Origin of the sequence: Enterobacter sp. HK-058-C-ECC (assembly GCF_047531125.1) — a bacterium.
Taxonomy (GTDB): Bacteria; Pseudomonadota; Gammaproteobacteria; order Enterobacterales; family Enterobacteriaceae; genus Enterobacter; species Enterobacter quasiroggenkampii.
Window position 1 is genome coordinate 204724 of sequence record NZ_JBLKCH010000002.1, and the last position, 13590, is coordinate 218313.

Annotated in this window: 15 protein-coding genes; 11 read left to right on the plus strand and 4 right to left on the minus strand. The window is 57.9% G+C overall.

Annotation, left to right across the window (positions count from 1 at the left end; translation table 11 throughout):
- From ddpX to ACMWJS_RS05055, 6 genes are read left to right on the plus strand one after another with little or no spacing between them, the layout of a single operon-like run.
- Complete coding sequence (ddpX, locus tag ACMWJS_RS05030) at window positions 1–576, plus strand: D-alanyl-D-alanine dipeptidase (protein WP_045415823.1); 576 nt, start codon at window positions 1–3, stop codon at window positions 574–576.
- Between the two features lie 15 nt (window positions 577–591).
- On the plus strand, window positions 592–2124 hold the full coding sequence (locus ACMWJS_RS05035) for an ABC transporter substrate-binding protein (RefSeq protein WP_414746731.1): 1533 nt from the start codon (window positions 592–594) through the stop codon (window positions 2122–2124).
- 22 nt (window positions 2125–2146) lie between these two features.
- Window positions 2147–3169, plus strand: a complete 1023-nt coding sequence (locus tag ACMWJS_RS05040; RefSeq protein ID WP_023327529.1) for an ABC transporter permease — start codon at window positions 2147–2149, stop codon at window positions 3167–3169.
- Complete coding sequence (ddpC, locus tag ACMWJS_RS05045; protein WP_045908776.1) at window positions 3166–4059, plus strand: D,D-dipeptide ABC transporter permease; 894 nt, start codon at window positions 3166–3168, stop codon at window positions 4057–4059. Before ACMWJS_RS05040 ends, ddpC begins: the two co-directional genes overlap by 4 nt.
- On the plus strand, window positions 4059–5045 hold the full coding sequence (locus ACMWJS_RS05050) for an ABC transporter ATP-binding protein (RefSeq protein ID WP_414746732.1): 987 nt from the start codon (window positions 4059–4061) through the stop codon (window positions 5043–5045). The genes ddpC and ACMWJS_RS05050 overlap by 1 nt, the downstream gene beginning before the upstream one ends.
- Window positions 5038–5967 carry an oligopeptide/dipeptide ABC transporter ATP-binding protein gene (locus ACMWJS_RS05055; protein ID WP_414746733.1) on the plus strand — a complete coding sequence of 310 codons (930 nt, stop codon included), beginning with the start codon at window positions 5038–5040 and terminating at the stop codon, window positions 5965–5967. Before ACMWJS_RS05050 ends, ACMWJS_RS05055 begins: the two co-directional genes overlap by 8 nt.
- Here ACMWJS_RS05055 and ACMWJS_RS05060 read toward each other — a convergent pair.
- Window positions 5964–6713, minus strand: a complete 750-nt coding sequence (locus tag ACMWJS_RS05060) for an SDR family NAD(P)-dependent oxidoreductase (protein WP_008501706.1) — start codon at window positions 6711–6713, stop codon at window positions 5964–5966. The two genes, ACMWJS_RS05055 and ACMWJS_RS05060, sit on opposite strands and share 4 nt — an antisense overlap.
- 115 nt (window positions 6714–6828) lie before the next feature.
- Here ACMWJS_RS05060 and ACMWJS_RS05065 point away from each other — a divergent pair, with 115 nt between their 5' ends.
- On the plus strand, window positions 6829–7734 hold the full coding sequence (locus tag ACMWJS_RS05065; RefSeq protein ID WP_414746734.1) for a LysR family transcriptional regulator: 906 nt from the start codon (window positions 6829–6831) through the stop codon (window positions 7732–7734).
- Window positions 7735–7757: 23 nt separating this feature from the next.
- Here ACMWJS_RS05065 and ACMWJS_RS05070 read toward each other — a convergent pair whose 3' ends face one another.
- Window positions 7758–8186 carry an OsmC family protein gene (locus ACMWJS_RS05070; protein WP_069719180.1) on the minus strand — a complete coding sequence of 143 codons (429 nt, stop codon included), beginning with the start codon at window positions 8184–8186 and terminating at the stop codon, window positions 7758–7760.
- Window positions 8187–8261: 75 nt separating this feature from the next.
- A complete protein-coding gene (locus ACMWJS_RS05075; RefSeq protein ID WP_414746735.1) occupies window positions 8262–9143 on the minus strand; it encodes a LysR family transcriptional regulator in 882 nt (293 codons plus the stop codon).
- A 110-nt stretch (window positions 9144–9253) separates the two neighbouring features.
- Here ACMWJS_RS05075 and ACMWJS_RS05080 point away from each other — a divergent pair, with 110 nt between their 5' ends.
- The 4 genes from ACMWJS_RS05080 to ACMWJS_RS05095 all read left to right on the plus strand — a co-directional run bounded on the left by ACMWJS_RS05080 (window position 9254) and on the right by ACMWJS_RS05095 (window position 12660).
- A complete protein-coding gene (locus ACMWJS_RS05080; protein ID WP_048223329.1) occupies window positions 9254–10105 on the plus strand; it encodes a Vmh family MBL fold metallo-hydrolase in 852 nt (283 codons plus the stop codon).
- A 232-nt stretch (window positions 10106–10337) separates the two neighbouring features.
- On the plus strand, window positions 10338–10553 hold the full coding sequence (gene bdm, locus ACMWJS_RS05085; RefSeq protein WP_414746736.1) for a biofilm-dependent modulation protein: 216 nt from the start codon (window positions 10338–10340) through the stop codon (window positions 10551–10553).
- Between the two features lie 95 nt (window positions 10554–10648).
- Window positions 10649–10786 (plus strand): stationary-phase-induced ribosome-associated protein, encoded by a 138-nt coding sequence (gene sra, locus ACMWJS_RS05090; protein WP_008501714.1) that lies wholly within the window; start codon window positions 10649–10651, stop codon window positions 10784–10786.
- Between the two features lie 176 nt (window positions 10787–10962).
- Complete coding sequence (locus ACMWJS_RS05095) at window positions 10963–12660, plus strand: NAD-dependent malic enzyme (RefSeq protein WP_414746737.1); 1698 nt, start codon at window positions 10963–10965, stop codon at window positions 12658–12660.
- A gap of 24 nt (window positions 12661–12684) precedes the next feature.
- Here the strand turns inward: ACMWJS_RS05095 and ACMWJS_RS05100 are convergent, their stop codons facing one another.
- Window positions 12685–13512 (minus strand): HNH endonuclease, encoded by an 828-nt coding sequence (locus ACMWJS_RS05100; RefSeq protein ID WP_414746738.1) that lies wholly within the window; start codon window positions 13510–13512, stop codon window positions 12685–12687.
- Window positions 13513–13590 lie beyond the last annotated feature (78 nt).

Consider the following 13590-nt stretch of genomic DNA (forward strand, 5'->3'; position numbering starts at 1 on the left):
ATGCCCGTAGAGAGTGAACTGATTGATGTGGCGAAGACGTTCCCCACGCTGCATATCGATCTGAAGTACGCCACCGCCGACAATATTACCGGCCGCCCGATTTACCAGGAGGCGCAGTGCCTGCTGCATACCGACGCGGCCACCGCGCTGGCAAAAGCCATCAGCATTGCCACGCTGGCCGGACTGAAGCTGGTAGTCTACGACGCCTATCGGCCACAGCAGGCGCAGGCCCAGCTGTGGGAGGCTTGCCCGAACCCGGAATATGTTGTCGACGTGGCGATTGGCTCCAACCACAGTCGCGGCACGGCCATCGACGTGACCCTGATGGACGAGCATAACGCCGTGCTGGATATGGGCGCCGGTTTTGACGAAATGCATGACCGCTCGCATCCGTATCACCCTTCCGTGCCGCCCCACGCCCAGCGCAACCGTCTGCTGTTGAACGCCATCATGTTCGGCGGCGGTTTTGTCGGGATCGGCAGCGAATGGTGGCACTTCGAACTGCCGAACGCCGCCAGCTACCCGCTGCTTGATGACCGTTTTGCCTGTTTTCCCCTGACGCACACCCCTCTTTAAACCTGGAGCACTGCCATGAAAACATCGCTTCTCTCGACCTTCATTGCCGCCACGCTGGCCCTGAGTGCACCGCTGGCACTGGCTGCCGTCCCGAAAGACATGCTGGTCATCGGTAAAGCCGCCGATCCGCAAACGCTCGATCCGGCCATCACCATTGATAACAACGACTGGACCGTCACCTATCCGTCCTACCAGCGTCTGGTCAAGTACAAGCCAGGCTCAACCGAGGTGGAAGGCGATCTGTCGACGGGCTGGAAAGCCTCCGACGACCAGAAAGAGTGGACCTTCACCCTGGCGGATAACGCCAAATTCTCCGACGGCACGCCGGTCACCGCCGAGGCGGTCAAACTCTCCTTTGAACGCCTGCTGAAGCTCAGCCAGGGGCCGTCTGAAGCCTTCCCAAAAGATCTGAAAATTGATGCCGTTGATGACCATACGGTGAAGTTCACCCTCAGCCAGCCGTTCGCGCCTTTCCTCTACACCCTGGCGAACGACGGCGCCTCCATCATTAACCCGACGGTGCTGAAGGCCAATGCTGCGGACGACGCGCGCGACTATCTGGCGCAAAACACTGCCGGCTCCGGGCCGTTTATGCTGAAGAGCTGGCAGAAAGGCCAGCAGCTGGTGCTGGTGCCAAACCCGCACTGGTCGGGCGACAAGCCGCACTTCAAGCGCGTCTCGGTGAAAATTATCGGTGAGAGCGCGTCGCGCCGCCTGCAGCTTTCCCGCGGCGATCTGGACATTGCCGACTCCCTGCCGGTCGATCAGCTGTCGGCCCTGAAGCAGGAAGGGAAAGTCGCCGTCGCCGAATACCCGTCTCTGCGCGTCACTTACCTCTACCTCAACAACAGCAAAGCGCCGCTCAATCAGGTCGATTTACGCCGCGCGGTCTCGTGGGCGACGGACTATCAGGGGATGGTGAAAGGCATTCTGAGCGGCAACGGCAAGCAGATGCGCGGCCCGATCCCGGAAGGCATGTGGGGATTTGACGCCTCGGCAATGCAGTACAGCCTCGACGAGGCCAAAGCCAAAGCGGCCCTGGAGAAGGTTAAAGACAAGCCCGCCAGCCTGACCTTCCTCTACTCTGACAACGATCCGAACTGGGAGCCTATCGCGCTCTCAACCCAGGCCAGCCTTGGCAAGATCGGCATTAACGTCAAGCTGGAAAAACTGGCCAATGCCACCATGCGCGACCGCGTCGGCAAAGGCGATTACGACATTGCCATCGGCAACTGGAGTCCGGACTTTGCCGACCCGTACATGTTCATGAACTACTGGTTCGAATCGGACAAAAAAGGGCTGCCGGGCAACCGCTCGTTCTATGAGAACAAAGAGGTCGATTCCCTGCTGCAGGCCGCGCTGAAAACCACCGACCAGGCGGAACGCACCAAAGATTACCAGCAGGCGCAGAAAGTGGTTATCGACGAAGCGGCCTACGTTTATCTGTTCCAGAAGAACTACCAGCTGGCGATGAACAAAGAGGTCAAAGGCTTCACCTTTAATCCAATGCTCGAGCAGGTGTTTAACATCGTCACCATGAGCAAGTAACCGTTTCGCCGGGGGAAAGTGTATGACGTTCTGGAGCATCGTGCGCCAGCGCTGCTGGGGGTTACTCCTTGTGGTGGCCGGTGTCTGTATTATCACTTTTATTATTTCGCACCTGATCCCCGGCGATCCGGCCCGTCTGCTGGCCGGCGACCGCGCCAGCGACGATATCGTGCAGAACATTCGCCAGCAGCTGGGACTGGATCAGCCGCTGTATGTTCAGTTTGGCCGTTACGTGGACGCCCTGGCCCACGGTGATTTAGGCACCTCCATCCGGACCGGCCGTCCGGTTGCGGAAGACCTGAAGGCTTTTTTCCCCGCCACGCTGGAGCTGGCCTTTTGTTCCTTGCTGCTGGCGCTGGTCATCGGCGTGCCGCTGGGAATTTTGTCAGCGGTCTACCGCAACCGCTGGCTGGATCACCTGGTGCGTTTAATGGCGATGACCGGGATCTCCACCCCGGCCTTCTGGCTTGGGCTGGGCGTCATTGTCCTGTTCTACGGGCACCTGCAGATCCTGCCGGGCGGCGGCAGGCTGGACGACTGGCTCGACCCGCCTGCCCACGTCACCGGCTTTTATCTGCTGGATGCCCTGCTGGAAGGTAACGGAGAGGTCTTTTTCAATGCGCTGCAGCACCTGATTTTGCCCTCGCTGACGCTGGCGTTTGTGCATCTGGGCATCGTGGCGCGTCAGGTCCGTTCCGCGATGCTGGAGCAGCTTAGCGAAGACTACATTCGCACCGCCCGCGCCAGCGGCCTGCCCGGCTGGTATATCGTCCTGCGCTACGCCCTGCCAAATGCGATGATCCCGTCGATTACCGTGCTCGGGCTGGCGCTGGGCGACCTGCTGTACGGCGCCGTGCTGACCGAAACCGTCTTTGCCTGGCCGGGCATGGGGGCCTGGGTGGTGACATCCATTCAGGCGCTCGATTTCCCTGCCGTGATGGGCTTTGCCGTCGTTGTTTCGCTGGCCTACGTGCTGGTTAATCTGGTGGTCGATCTGCTTTACCTGTGGATTGACCCGCGAATTGGGCGCGGAGGTGCCGAATGATGTTAACGCAGGAAACGCCCGTCCCGGTTAAACCCGTCAGACAACGCATCAACTGGGCAAAGCTGTTCTGGATGCTGCGTCAAAGCCCGCTCACGATCGTTGGCGGCGTCATTATGCTGGTGATGCTTTTCATTATGGTGGCCGCGCCGTGGATCGTGCCGCATGACCCAAACGCGCTGGATCTGACCGCGCGCCTGCAGGCGCCGTCTGCGCAGCACTGGTTTGGTACCGACGAGGTGGGCCGCGATCTGTTCAGCCGCGTGCTGGCGGGCAGCCAGCAGTCCATTACCGCCGGACTGGCGGTGGTGGTGATTGCGGGCGGCATCGGTTCGCTGCTGGGTTGTCTGTCCGGCGTGCTGGGCGGGCGCGGCGACGCCGTCATCATGCGGGTGATGGACATTATGCTCTCGATACCTTCCCTGGTGCTGACCATGGCGCTGGCCGCCGCGCTCGGGCCGAGCCTGTTTAACGCCATGCTGGCGATTGCGATTGTCCGCATTCCGTTTTACGTCCGCCTGGCACGCGGCCAAACCCTGGTGGTGCGCCAGTTTACCTACGTGCAGGCCGCCCGCACCTTTGGCGCCTCCCGCTGGCATTTGATCCGCTGGCACATCCTGCGCAACGCCCTGCCGCCGCTGATTGTGCAGGCATCGCTGGACATCGGCAGCGCCATCCTGATGGCCGCCACGCTGGGGTTTATTGGCCTGGGGGCGCAGCAGCCGACCGCCGAATGGGGCGCGATGGTGGCCGTCGGCCGTAACTACGTTCTGGACCAGTGGTGGTACTGCGCGTTTCCCGGTGCGGCGATTTTGATAACCGCCGTGGGCTTTAACCTGTTTGGCGACGGTATCCGCGATCTGCTGGACCCGAAATCGGGAGGTAAACAGTGATGACCGATCCGGTACTCAAGATTGAAGACCTGCATCTGAGCTTCCCGATTTTCCGCGGCGAGGTCCACGCGCTGAACCACGTCTCGCTGGAGATCGGCAGGGGTGAAATTGTCGGTGTGGTGGGCGAATCCGGTTCGGGTAAATCGGTGACCGCCATGCTCGCCATGCGTCTGCTGCCGGAAGGCAGCTACCGCATTCATCATGGTCAGGTGAAATTACTCGGCGAAAACGTCCTGACGGCGTCCGAGAAACAGCTTCGCCAGTGGCGCGGCGCAAAGGTCGCGATGATTTTTCAGGAGCCCATGACCGCCCTCAACCCGACGCGGCGGATTGGCAAACAGATGGTCGAGGTGATCCGCCAGCATCAGCCGCTTTCCCGGCATGAGGCGCAGCAGAAGGCGATTACCCTGCTGGAAGAGATGCAAATCCCGGATGCGAAAGCGGTCATGGCGCGCTATCCGTTTGAGCTGTCCGGCGGCATGCGCCAGCGGGTGATGATCGCCCTTGCCTTCTCCTGTGAGCCGGAGCTGATTATCGCCGACGAACCGACTACCGCGCTGGACGTCACCGTCCAGCTCCAGGTGCTGCGCCTGCTGAAGCACAAGGCACGGGCCAGCGGCACCTCGGTGCTGTTTATCAGCCACGATATGGCCGTGGTGTCCCAGCTCTGCGACAGAGTGTACGTGATGTATGCGGGCAGCGTGATCGAGAGCGGTGCCACGCAAATGCTGATCCACCAGCCTGTACATCCCTATTCCATTGGCCTGCTGCAGTGCGCGCCGGAAAACGGCCAGCCGCGCGCCCCGCTTCCCGCCATCCCCGGCACGGTCCCCAACCTCAGCCAGCTTCCACAGGGATGCGCGTTCCGCGAGCGCTGCTTTGCCGCCGGGACGAAATGCAGCGAAACGCCGCGCTTACAGCCCACTGGCGCAGAGGGCCAACAGGCTGCCTGCTGGTATCCACAACGGGAGAAAGCCCATGTCTGATGTACTGCTGGAACTGGATAGCGTGCATGTCAATTTTGCGGCACGTAAAAACTGGCTGGGCCGCGTGACGGAACAGGTCCACGCGCTCAACGGGCTCGACCTTGAGATCCGTCGGGGAGAAACGCTTGGCATTGTCGGGGAGTCCGGCTGCGGGAAAAGCACGCTGGCCCAGCTGCTGATGGGCATGCTTAAGCCCAGCACCGGCGCCTGCCAGCGGGCTCACCACGCGGGCGGCATGCAGATGGTGTTTCAGGATCCGCTCTCTTCGCTCGACCCGCGCCTGCCGGTCTGGCGCATTATCACCGAGCCGGTGTGGATACAAAAGCGCAGCAGCGAGCGCGAGCGCCGTCAGCTGGCTGAAAACCTGGCGCTACAGGTGGGCATTCGCCCGGAGTATCTCGACCGGCTTCCGCACGCCTTCTCCGGCGGGCAGCGCCAGCGCATCGCCATCGCCCGGGCGCTCTCGTCCGATCCGGATATCATCGTGCTCGATGAACCCACCAGCGCGCTGGATATTTCCGTGCAGGCGCAGATCCTCAACCTGCTGGTGACCCTGCAACAGCAGCGTAATCTGACCTACGTGTTGATCTCACATAACGTCTCGGTGGTCAGGCACATGAGCGACCGCGTGGCGGTGATGTACCTTGGGCAGATTGTGGAGCTGGGCAGCGCCGCTCAGGTGCTTGGGGAGCCGCGCCATCCTTACACCCGTCTGCTGCTTGATTCGGTTCCCCGCACCGGTGAACCGCTGGATGAGACGCTGGCCTTACGCAAAACGGAGCTTCCCGGCAACCGTCATCTGCCCGAAGGCTGTTTTTTCCGTGACCGATGCCCGATGGCCGCGCAGGGGTGCGAACGTCCTCAGCCGTTACAGCCCTCTCGCGAGGGCCGTGATGTCCGCTGCTGGCGCAGTCTGGGTTAAATTTGCGCCATCCCACCGTCCACGAACAACTCGGTGGCGTTAATAAAGCTGGCCGCGTCGGAGGCCAGAAACGCCACCGCTTTACCCACCTCACCCGGCGCGCCTAAACGGCCGAGCGGCACCTGTGCGGCCAGCGCGTCGTACAGCCCCTGACGATGTTCTTCCGGCACCAGATCGCCGAGGCCAGGGGTTTTGATCGGGCCCGGGCTTACCACGTTGACGCGGATCCCACGGCCCTGCAAATCCAGCGCCCAGGAGCGGGCAAAGTTGCGCACGGCGGCCTTGCTGGCGCTGTAGACGCTAAAGTTTGCCGTCCCCTTAATGGACACCGTCGAGCCGGTCAGAATAATCGAGGATCCGGCGGACAGCAGCGGCAGCGCCTTCTGTACCGTAAACAGCACCCCGCGGACGTTGGTGCCAAAAATCCGGTCAAACTGCTCTTCGGTTATCGCGCCCAGCGGCAGCATATCGCCGCCACCCGCATTGGCGAACAGAATATCGAGGCGGCCTTCTTCTTTGGCTATCCGGGCATAGACCTCGTCCAGGTCCGCCAGTTTTGACACGTCAGCGCGAATGCCCACTGCCGTTGAAGCGATTTCAGCCACCGCCGCGTCCAGCTCGGCCTGACGTCGTCCGGTGATGTACACCTTCGCGCCCTGTGCAGCAAGCTCCTGCGCCGTGGCAAGACCGATGCCGGTGCTGCCGCCGGTGACCAGTGCGATTTTTCCTGAGAGAGTCGTGTTCATGTCATTTACCTTTTGTTGGGTTTGCGTTGGACAAACTTTAGCCCTTGCCGGATTAGTGAAAAACCGGCAAAAATGAAAATGACTATTCACACACAGAAATAATCAGGGGGGCCTAATGGACCAGCTAATGGCGATGCGCGCGTTTACCCGGGTGGTGGAAACCGGCAGCTTTACCCGCGCGGCGGACTCGCTGAACATGCCCATTGCCACCCTGAGCAAGCTGGTGAAAGCGCTTGAGGCGCATCTTGAGATACGTCTCCTGCACCGGACGACTCGCCGGGTGGTCGCGACGCCGGAAGGGGCGGATTACTATGAAAAAGCGCTCAGGGTCTTGATAGATATCGAAGATATCGACACCGCGTTTCACGTTTCCCGCGCGACGCCTAAAGGGCATTTGCGGGTTGACGTGGGCGGCTCCACCGCTCGGGACGTGCTTATTCCCCTGCTGCCGGATTTTATGCAGCGTTATCCGGAAATCCGCATCGACCTTGGTGTAGCCGATCGTCCGGTGGATCTCATCAGCGGTAACGTAGACTGCGTCATCCGCGGCGGCCCGCTGAACGACTCGACCCTCATCGCCCGCCATATTGGCAACGCCGAAATGGTTACCTGCGCGACGCCGGGTTACCTGAAAAACCATGGCGTTCCGGCCTATCCGCAGGAGCTGTGCAACGGCCACAAGCTCATTAGCTACCTCTCGCCCGTCACCGGGCGGGCGTTTCCGTTTCGCTTCAGAGAGAACGGCCAGACGCTGGAAATCAATATTCCGCATTATCTCGGCGTAAACGAAAGTAATGCCCATCTGGCGGCTGCCGCAGCGGGATTGGGGATCGTTCAGACGTTTGAGTATTCGGCAAATGCGTATTTAAAGGCGGGTACGCTGACGGCGATCCTGAGCGACTGGCGCCCTGCCACCTATCCGTTTCATGTGGTTTACCCTCAGAACCGGCATCTGACGCACCGTCTTAAGGTGTTTATTGCGTGGCTGGCGGAGGTGTTTCCCGCCGCGCTGAAGGGATAGCCGGGCGCAAACCCGGCAGGGAGTTAATTTAGCGTGTAGTCCAGGGTAATCTCGGCTTTCAGGAGCTGCGAAACCGGGCAGCCCGCTTTCGCTTTCTGAATAATACCGTCGAACTGCTGAGGGGCAATGCCGGGAACGGTCACCTTGCTTTTCAGGGCAACCTTCGTAATCGCAAAGCCGCCGTCGGTTTTATCCAGAGAGACGTCCGCGGTGGTATCAATAGAGTCAGCGGTATAGCCCGCTTCCCCGAGCATCAGCGACAGCGCCATCGAAAAACAGGCCGCATGTGCCGCACCGATCAGCTCTTCCGGGTTGGTCCCCTTTTCACCCTCAAAGCGGGTATTGAAACCATAAGGCTGCTGATTGAGAACGCCGCTCTCGGTGGAAACCGTCCCTTTACCGCGCTTAATGTCGCCAGACCAGTGTGCCGAACCGTGCTTATGAATAGTCATTCTTGCTCTCCTTTTGGCTTACAAAGGGTTAAGTATAGAAGGCTGTCCGGATTTTGCGGGCAAGACAGACGAGTCTTAGTCACTGAGTAAATGGTGCGCCAGCGCGTCAAGGAACACCCGCAGCGCGGCAGGCTGGTATTCCCGGGACTGATAAATGCCATGGATGGCCAGCGGTTTCGGCTCCAGCGTCTCCAGTACCGGCACCAGTATTCCCTGCGCCAGCGCGGCACGCGCTTCGCGCTCCGCCAGCATGGCGATACCGCAGTGCTTAATCGCCGCATCCATCAGCAGCGAAGAGATGCTGGCGCTCAGGTTGCCGCTGACGGCCACGCTCAGGCTCTCGCCTTCCGGCGTCAGGAAGTGCCAGGACTGCCCGGCAAAAAAGCTGTAGTGCAGGCAGTTATGCTGGGCTAACTCTTCAGGGCTGACGGGCGTGCCGTGCTGCGCCAGATAACCCGGCGAAGCACAGAGCACCGAGCGACACTCCCCCAGCCTCCGGGCAATCATGCCGGGTTCGGGGTTGTCGGTAATGCGCACGGCGACGTCAATGCGTTCTCCCACCAGGCTGACCGGATGGTTGTTCACATCCAGTTCGATGCGCAGCTGCGGGTAACGCGAGAGCAGACCGGGCAGCACCGGCGCAATCAGGTGCATCGCGGTAAAGTGCGCGCAGGCCACCCGCAGGGTACCTGACGGGAGATCTTTCTCTGACTGGCCTTCAATTTCCTGCGAGATCTGCGAGAGGGTCCGCGTTTTTTGCAGCACCTTTTCCCCTGCCGCAGTCAGCGTCAGCTTGCGCGTGGAGCGGTTTACCAGACGCGTACCCGCCCACTTTTCCATCTGTTCAAGGTAGCGGCTCACCATTGGTCGGGAAATACCCAGCGCGCGGGCCGCCGCGCTCAAACTTCCCAGCTCGCATATCCGGTTGTAAACCTGGGCGGCAATAACGCGATCCATATCAACTCCATCTGCTCGATTTATGAAACTAAGCATGTCCTGTTTCAGGAATTCTGGCAAATGCGATTATCCGTACAATAGAGACATTCCTGAACAACAGAGACAACAGCATGAAATTCACCCACATAGCCCTGCTTTCCACGCTTTTCACTCCGGCTGTTTTTGCCGCACCGTTGAGCATTGATACCTATAACCCTCAGGAGAAAGGCATTTTCGCGGTCTCCTCCACGCTGGTTTCCGGCCCGAAAGAAGCGGTGCTGTTTGACGCGCAGTTCAGCGTGAAGGATGGCGAAGCGCTGGTAGAGAAAATTCGTCAAAGCGGTAAAACCCTGAACAAGATTGTGATCACCTCCGGCGATCCGGATTTCTATTTTGGCCTGCAGCCGCTGGTCAAAGCCTTCCCGAACGCCAAAGTGGTGGCCACGCAGCATGTGGTTGACCACATCAAGGCTACCAAAGACGCCAAGCTCGCCTTCTGGGGTCCGCAGATGAAAGACGGCGCGCCAACCGAGCTGGTCGTCCCGCAGGTGCTCGCCTCCACCACGTTTATGGTGGACGGAGAAAAGATCGATATCGAACAGCCTGACAGCTACGCGGCCTATGTGTGGATCCCGTCAGCGAAAACCATCCTCGGCGGCACCGGGGTAGCCTGGGGAATTCACGTCTGGACGGCAGACACCCAGACAGCGGAAAGCCGTAAGCAGTGGCAGGAAACGCTGGTGAATATGGCGGCGCACAAACCCGAGCGCGTCATCCCGGGTCACTATCTGGGCACCCCACCAGCCGGGACGGGGGCGATTGATTTTACCCGTGACTATCTCCAGCGCTTTGAAAAGGCCTTATCCGTTCATAAAGATTCTGCAGGCGTCATCAGCACCCTGAAAAAACAGTATCCGAACCTGGCTGAAGAGAGCTCGCTGGAATTAAGCGCTAAGGTGAATACCGGCGAAATGAAGTGGTAATGTAAACTCTGCTCCTGCTATATTTTCGTGATAGCAGGGGCACCGTCATAATATTCTCTCAACGCCACGTCGATTTACCCCCACATTTCAAAACCACACAAAAGCATACACTTATGTCATTTTTATTTCTAAGATGAATCTGAGCCACAACCGGGAAAATATTTGCCATTCTGTTTATGAATTAATTTTTTTGCGAGCCGTACCATTAAACAGACAACGACACGGAGGCAGCATGTTTACTTATTACCCGGCAAATACCGCAGCAGCACAACCTGAACTCGTTAACGCGATTGCACAGGGTCTTCACGCCGAGCACGGTGCTGTGACTGAAGATGACATTTTGATGGAACTGACCAAGTGGGTGGAATCCACAGATAATGACATCCTCAGTGACATCTACCAGCAGACCATTAACTACGTCGTCAGCGGGAAAAACGCACCCTTGTAAAAACCTGCTAAGCTGGATCTGCAACCTAAGGGGTTACATTTCGTTTGCGTAAGCAAACTGGTCCTTAAAACTATCAACAGGATTGAGGAGTTAATATGAAATCGAACCGTCAGGCACGCCATATTCTGGGACTGAACTACAAGCTTTCTAATCAGCGTAAAGTGGTGATTGAAGGCGACCACGAAACCCAAGTCACTCACGCCACCGGCAGAAAACGCCACGCCGGCAAGTAAGTTCCAGACTGAGATCCAGAACACCATCGGTAATCCCGATGGTGTTTTTGTTTATGTGTTGCGGTAATTAATATTTAGCTCCTTTATAATACCGCCGGACCGCACCCCATCGCACAGGCCAGAAAGATGACAAACAGCAGTGTCAGGGACGGATCTTCATAAAAAGAGTGAGTGACATGGACAACAAACTGAAAAAACATCGTTCCTTATACATCCCATACGCCGGACCGGTTTTACTCGAATTCCCCCTGCTCAACAAAGGCAGCGCCTTCAGCATGGAAGAGCGCAGCAGCTTTAACCTGCTGGGTTTACTGCCTGAAGTGGTTGAAACCATTGAAGAACAGGCAGAGCGCGCGTGGATCCAGTACCAAGGTTTCAAAACTGAAATCGACAAACACATCTACCTGCGCAACATTCAGGACACCAACGAAACCCTCTTCTATCGCCTGGTACAAAACCATCTTGAAGAGATGATGCCGGTGATCTACACCCCGACGGTGGGTGCCGCCTGCGAGCGTTTCTCCGAGATCTACCGTCGCTCCCGCGGGGTATTCATCTCTTATCAGAACCGTCACAACATGGACGATATTCTGCAGAACGTGCCTAACCACAACATCAAAGTGATTGTGGTGACCGACGGCGAACGTATTCTCGGCCTCGGCGACCAGGGCATTGGCGGGATGGGGATCCCAATCGGTAAGCTCTCACTCTACACCGCCTGCGGCGGCATCAGCCCGGCGTATACCCTGCCGGTAGTGCTGGACGTCGGCACCAACAACCAGCAGCTGCTCAACGACCCGCTCTATATGGGCTGGCGTCATCCGCGTATTACCGACGACGAGTACTATCAGTTTGTCGACGACTTCATCCAGGCCGTGAAGCACCGCTGGCCGGACGTGCTGCTGCAGTTTGAAGACTTTGCGCAGAAAAACGCGATGCCGCTTCTGAACCGCTATCGCGATGAGATCTGCTCCTTTAACGACGATATCCAGGGCACCGCAGCCGTCACGGTGGGTACGCTTATCGCCGCCAGCCGTGCAGCGGGAAGCCAGCTGAGCTACCAGAAAATCGTCTTCCTTGGCGCAGGCTCCGCAGGCTGCGGTATTGCCGAGCAGATTATCGCCCAGACGCAGCGCGAAGGCTTAAGCGAAGAGCTGGCCCGCTCCCGCGTCTTTATGGTGGACCGTTTCGGCCTGCTGACCGACGGCATGCCGAACCTTCTGCCGTTCCAGACGAAGCTGGTGCAGAAACGCGACAACCTGAAAAACTGGGATACCGACAACGAAGTCCTTTCCCTGCTGGACGTGGTGCGCAACGTGAAGCCGGATATTCTGATCGGCGTTTCCGGGCAAACCGGTCTCTTCACTGAAGAGATTATTCGCGAGATGCACAAGCACTGCGAGCGCCCTATCGTGATGCCGCTGTCTAACCCGACGTCCCGCGTGGAGGCGACGCCGCAGGACATCGTCGCCTGGACCGAAGGTAACGCGCTGGTTGCGACCGGCAGCCCGTTCGATCCGGTGGTGTGGAAGGATAAAACCTATCCGATTGCCCAGTGCAACAACTCTTACATCTTCCCGGGCATTGGTCTGGGGGTGATTGCCTCCGGAGCGTCCCGCATCACCGACGAAATGCTGATGTCGGCGAGCGAGACCCTGGCGGGCCATTCGCCGCTGGTCAACGACGGCGAAGGTCTGGTTCTGCCAGAGCTGAAGGACATTCACAAGGTGTCGCGCGCTATCGCATTTGCGGTGGGTAAAATGGCGCAGCAGCAGGGCGTGGCGGTGAAAACCTCTGCCGACGCGCTGCAGCAGGCCATCGACGACAACTTCTGGAAGCCTGAATACCGCAGCTATCGCCGTACGTCGATTTAAAATGTGAGTGGGCCACTGGCCCACTTATTTTTTGCCAGGTTGCCAGCTTTTATCTATCCGCGGTTCACCGTAATGCTCCTGCCGATGACAGTTAGGGCAAAGGGCAATAGCATTGTCTACGTTGTCTTCCCCATTTTCTGATAGCGGAATAATGTGATGAACTTCTAAATAATATCTCCCATCCTTCGTTCGCTGAAATGGCGCCGGGGCATCACAACATTCACAATTATTTTGAGCTCTGAGGAGTACTTCGGCCACCACATCAGGATTACGATCGTAACGCCAGACGGAAACCTGTTTTTTCGCCGGATGCACAGAAGCATTTTGCAGCCGCTTTCGTCTTTGCTCAGATTGTAGTTTTAACGCCTTGCTGACTTTGTCGTAAAAGTCGTTTTCATCGCGTCCTGGAATATCTTCGCAGTCCACTCGCTGTTGGTTAAGTTGTTCCTTGAGGATGGCAATAACCGTCGCGTCCAGAGGCTTCTGGAATGTTCTTCCTGTTTGAGCGAAGTGATTCATGAAGCGATCCCAACGGGATTCTTTGCCCGCTGGGGGCAGAACTTTGCTTAGTTCGTGGCGATCAAGCGTAATAAAATCATCCAGCTTAGACAAATCGCTCAACTGCACACGATGGGGGTAAACGTTTCCCTCATCGAAATCGATCCCTTCAATACGGTAAAGTCCACAAAGCTGGTATCCCACTGATTTATTAACATTTTGGATGACAAAGACAAAGTCACCTGTTTTTACATTACTCAGCTTTTTCTCACTACCAGCACTAACACCATAGCCCTTGATGTAATCAAAATTGCTGGAATTAGATGCGCTGTGATAGGCGTAATAATAGGCCATACCCTCAACCTCCTTTTGGTTTCATAATGAAGGGTATCGGCATAATGACAAAAATCTTAACGTGCAATCGAGTGACAT

What these genes read in the sequence shown, in the direction of transcription:
- ddpC (WP_045908776.1), top strand. Translation starts at nt 3,166, where the DNA reads ATGATGTTAACGCAGGAAACGCCCGTCCCGGTTAAACCCGTCAGACAA.
- ACMWJS_RS05070 (WP_069719180.1), bottom strand. Translation starts at nt 8,186, where the DNA reads ATGACTATTCATAAGCACGGTTCGGCACACTGGTCTGGCGACATTAAG.
- ACMWJS_RS05080 (WP_048223329.1), top strand. Translation starts at nt 9,254, where the DNA reads ATGAAATTCACCCACATAGCCCTGCTTTCCACGCTTTTCACTCCGGCT.
- ddpX (WP_045415823.1), top strand. Translation starts at nt 1, where the DNA reads ATGCCCGTAGAGAGTGAACTGATTGATGTGGCGAAGACGTTCCCCACG.
- ACMWJS_RS05095 (WP_414746737.1), top strand. Translation starts at nt 10,963, where the DNA reads ATGGACAACAAACTGAAAAAACATCGTTCCTTATACATCCCATACGCC.
- ACMWJS_RS05035 (WP_414746731.1), top strand. Translation starts at nt 592, where the DNA reads ATGAAAACATCGCTTCTCTCGACCTTCATTGCCGCCACGCTGGCCCTG.
- sra (WP_008501714.1), top strand. Translation starts at nt 10,649, where the DNA reads ATGAAATCGAACCGTCAGGCACGCCATATTCTGGGACTGAACTACAAG.
- ACMWJS_RS05055 (WP_414746733.1), top strand. Translation starts at nt 5,038, where the DNA reads ATGTCTGATGTACTGCTGGAACTGGATAGCGTGCATGTCAATTTTGCG.
- ACMWJS_RS05075 (WP_414746735.1), bottom strand. Translation starts at nt 9,143, where the DNA reads ATGGATCGCGTTATTGCCGCCCAGGTTTACAACCGGATATGCGAGCTG.
- ACMWJS_RS05040 (WP_023327529.1), top strand. Translation starts at nt 2,147, where the DNA reads ATGACGTTCTGGAGCATCGTGCGCCAGCGCTGCTGGGGGTTACTCCTT.
- ACMWJS_RS05050 (WP_414746732.1), top strand. Translation starts at nt 4,059, where the DNA reads ATGACCGATCCGGTACTCAAGATTGAAGACCTGCATCTGAGCTTCCCG.
- bdm (WP_414746736.1), top strand. Translation starts at nt 10,338, where the DNA reads ATGTTTACTTATTACCCGGCAAATACCGCAGCAGCACAACCTGAACTC.
- ACMWJS_RS05100 (WP_414746738.1), bottom strand. Translation starts at nt 13,512, where the DNA reads ATGGCCTATTATTACGCCTATCACAGCGCATCTAATTCCAGCAATTTT.
- ACMWJS_RS05060 (WP_008501706.1), bottom strand. Translation starts at nt 6,713, where the DNA reads ATGAACACGACTCTCTCAGGAAAAATCGCACTGGTCACCGGCGGCAGC.
- ACMWJS_RS05065 (WP_414746734.1), top strand. Translation starts at nt 6,829, where the DNA reads ATGGACCAGCTAATGGCGATGCGCGCGTTTACCCGGGTGGTGGAAACC.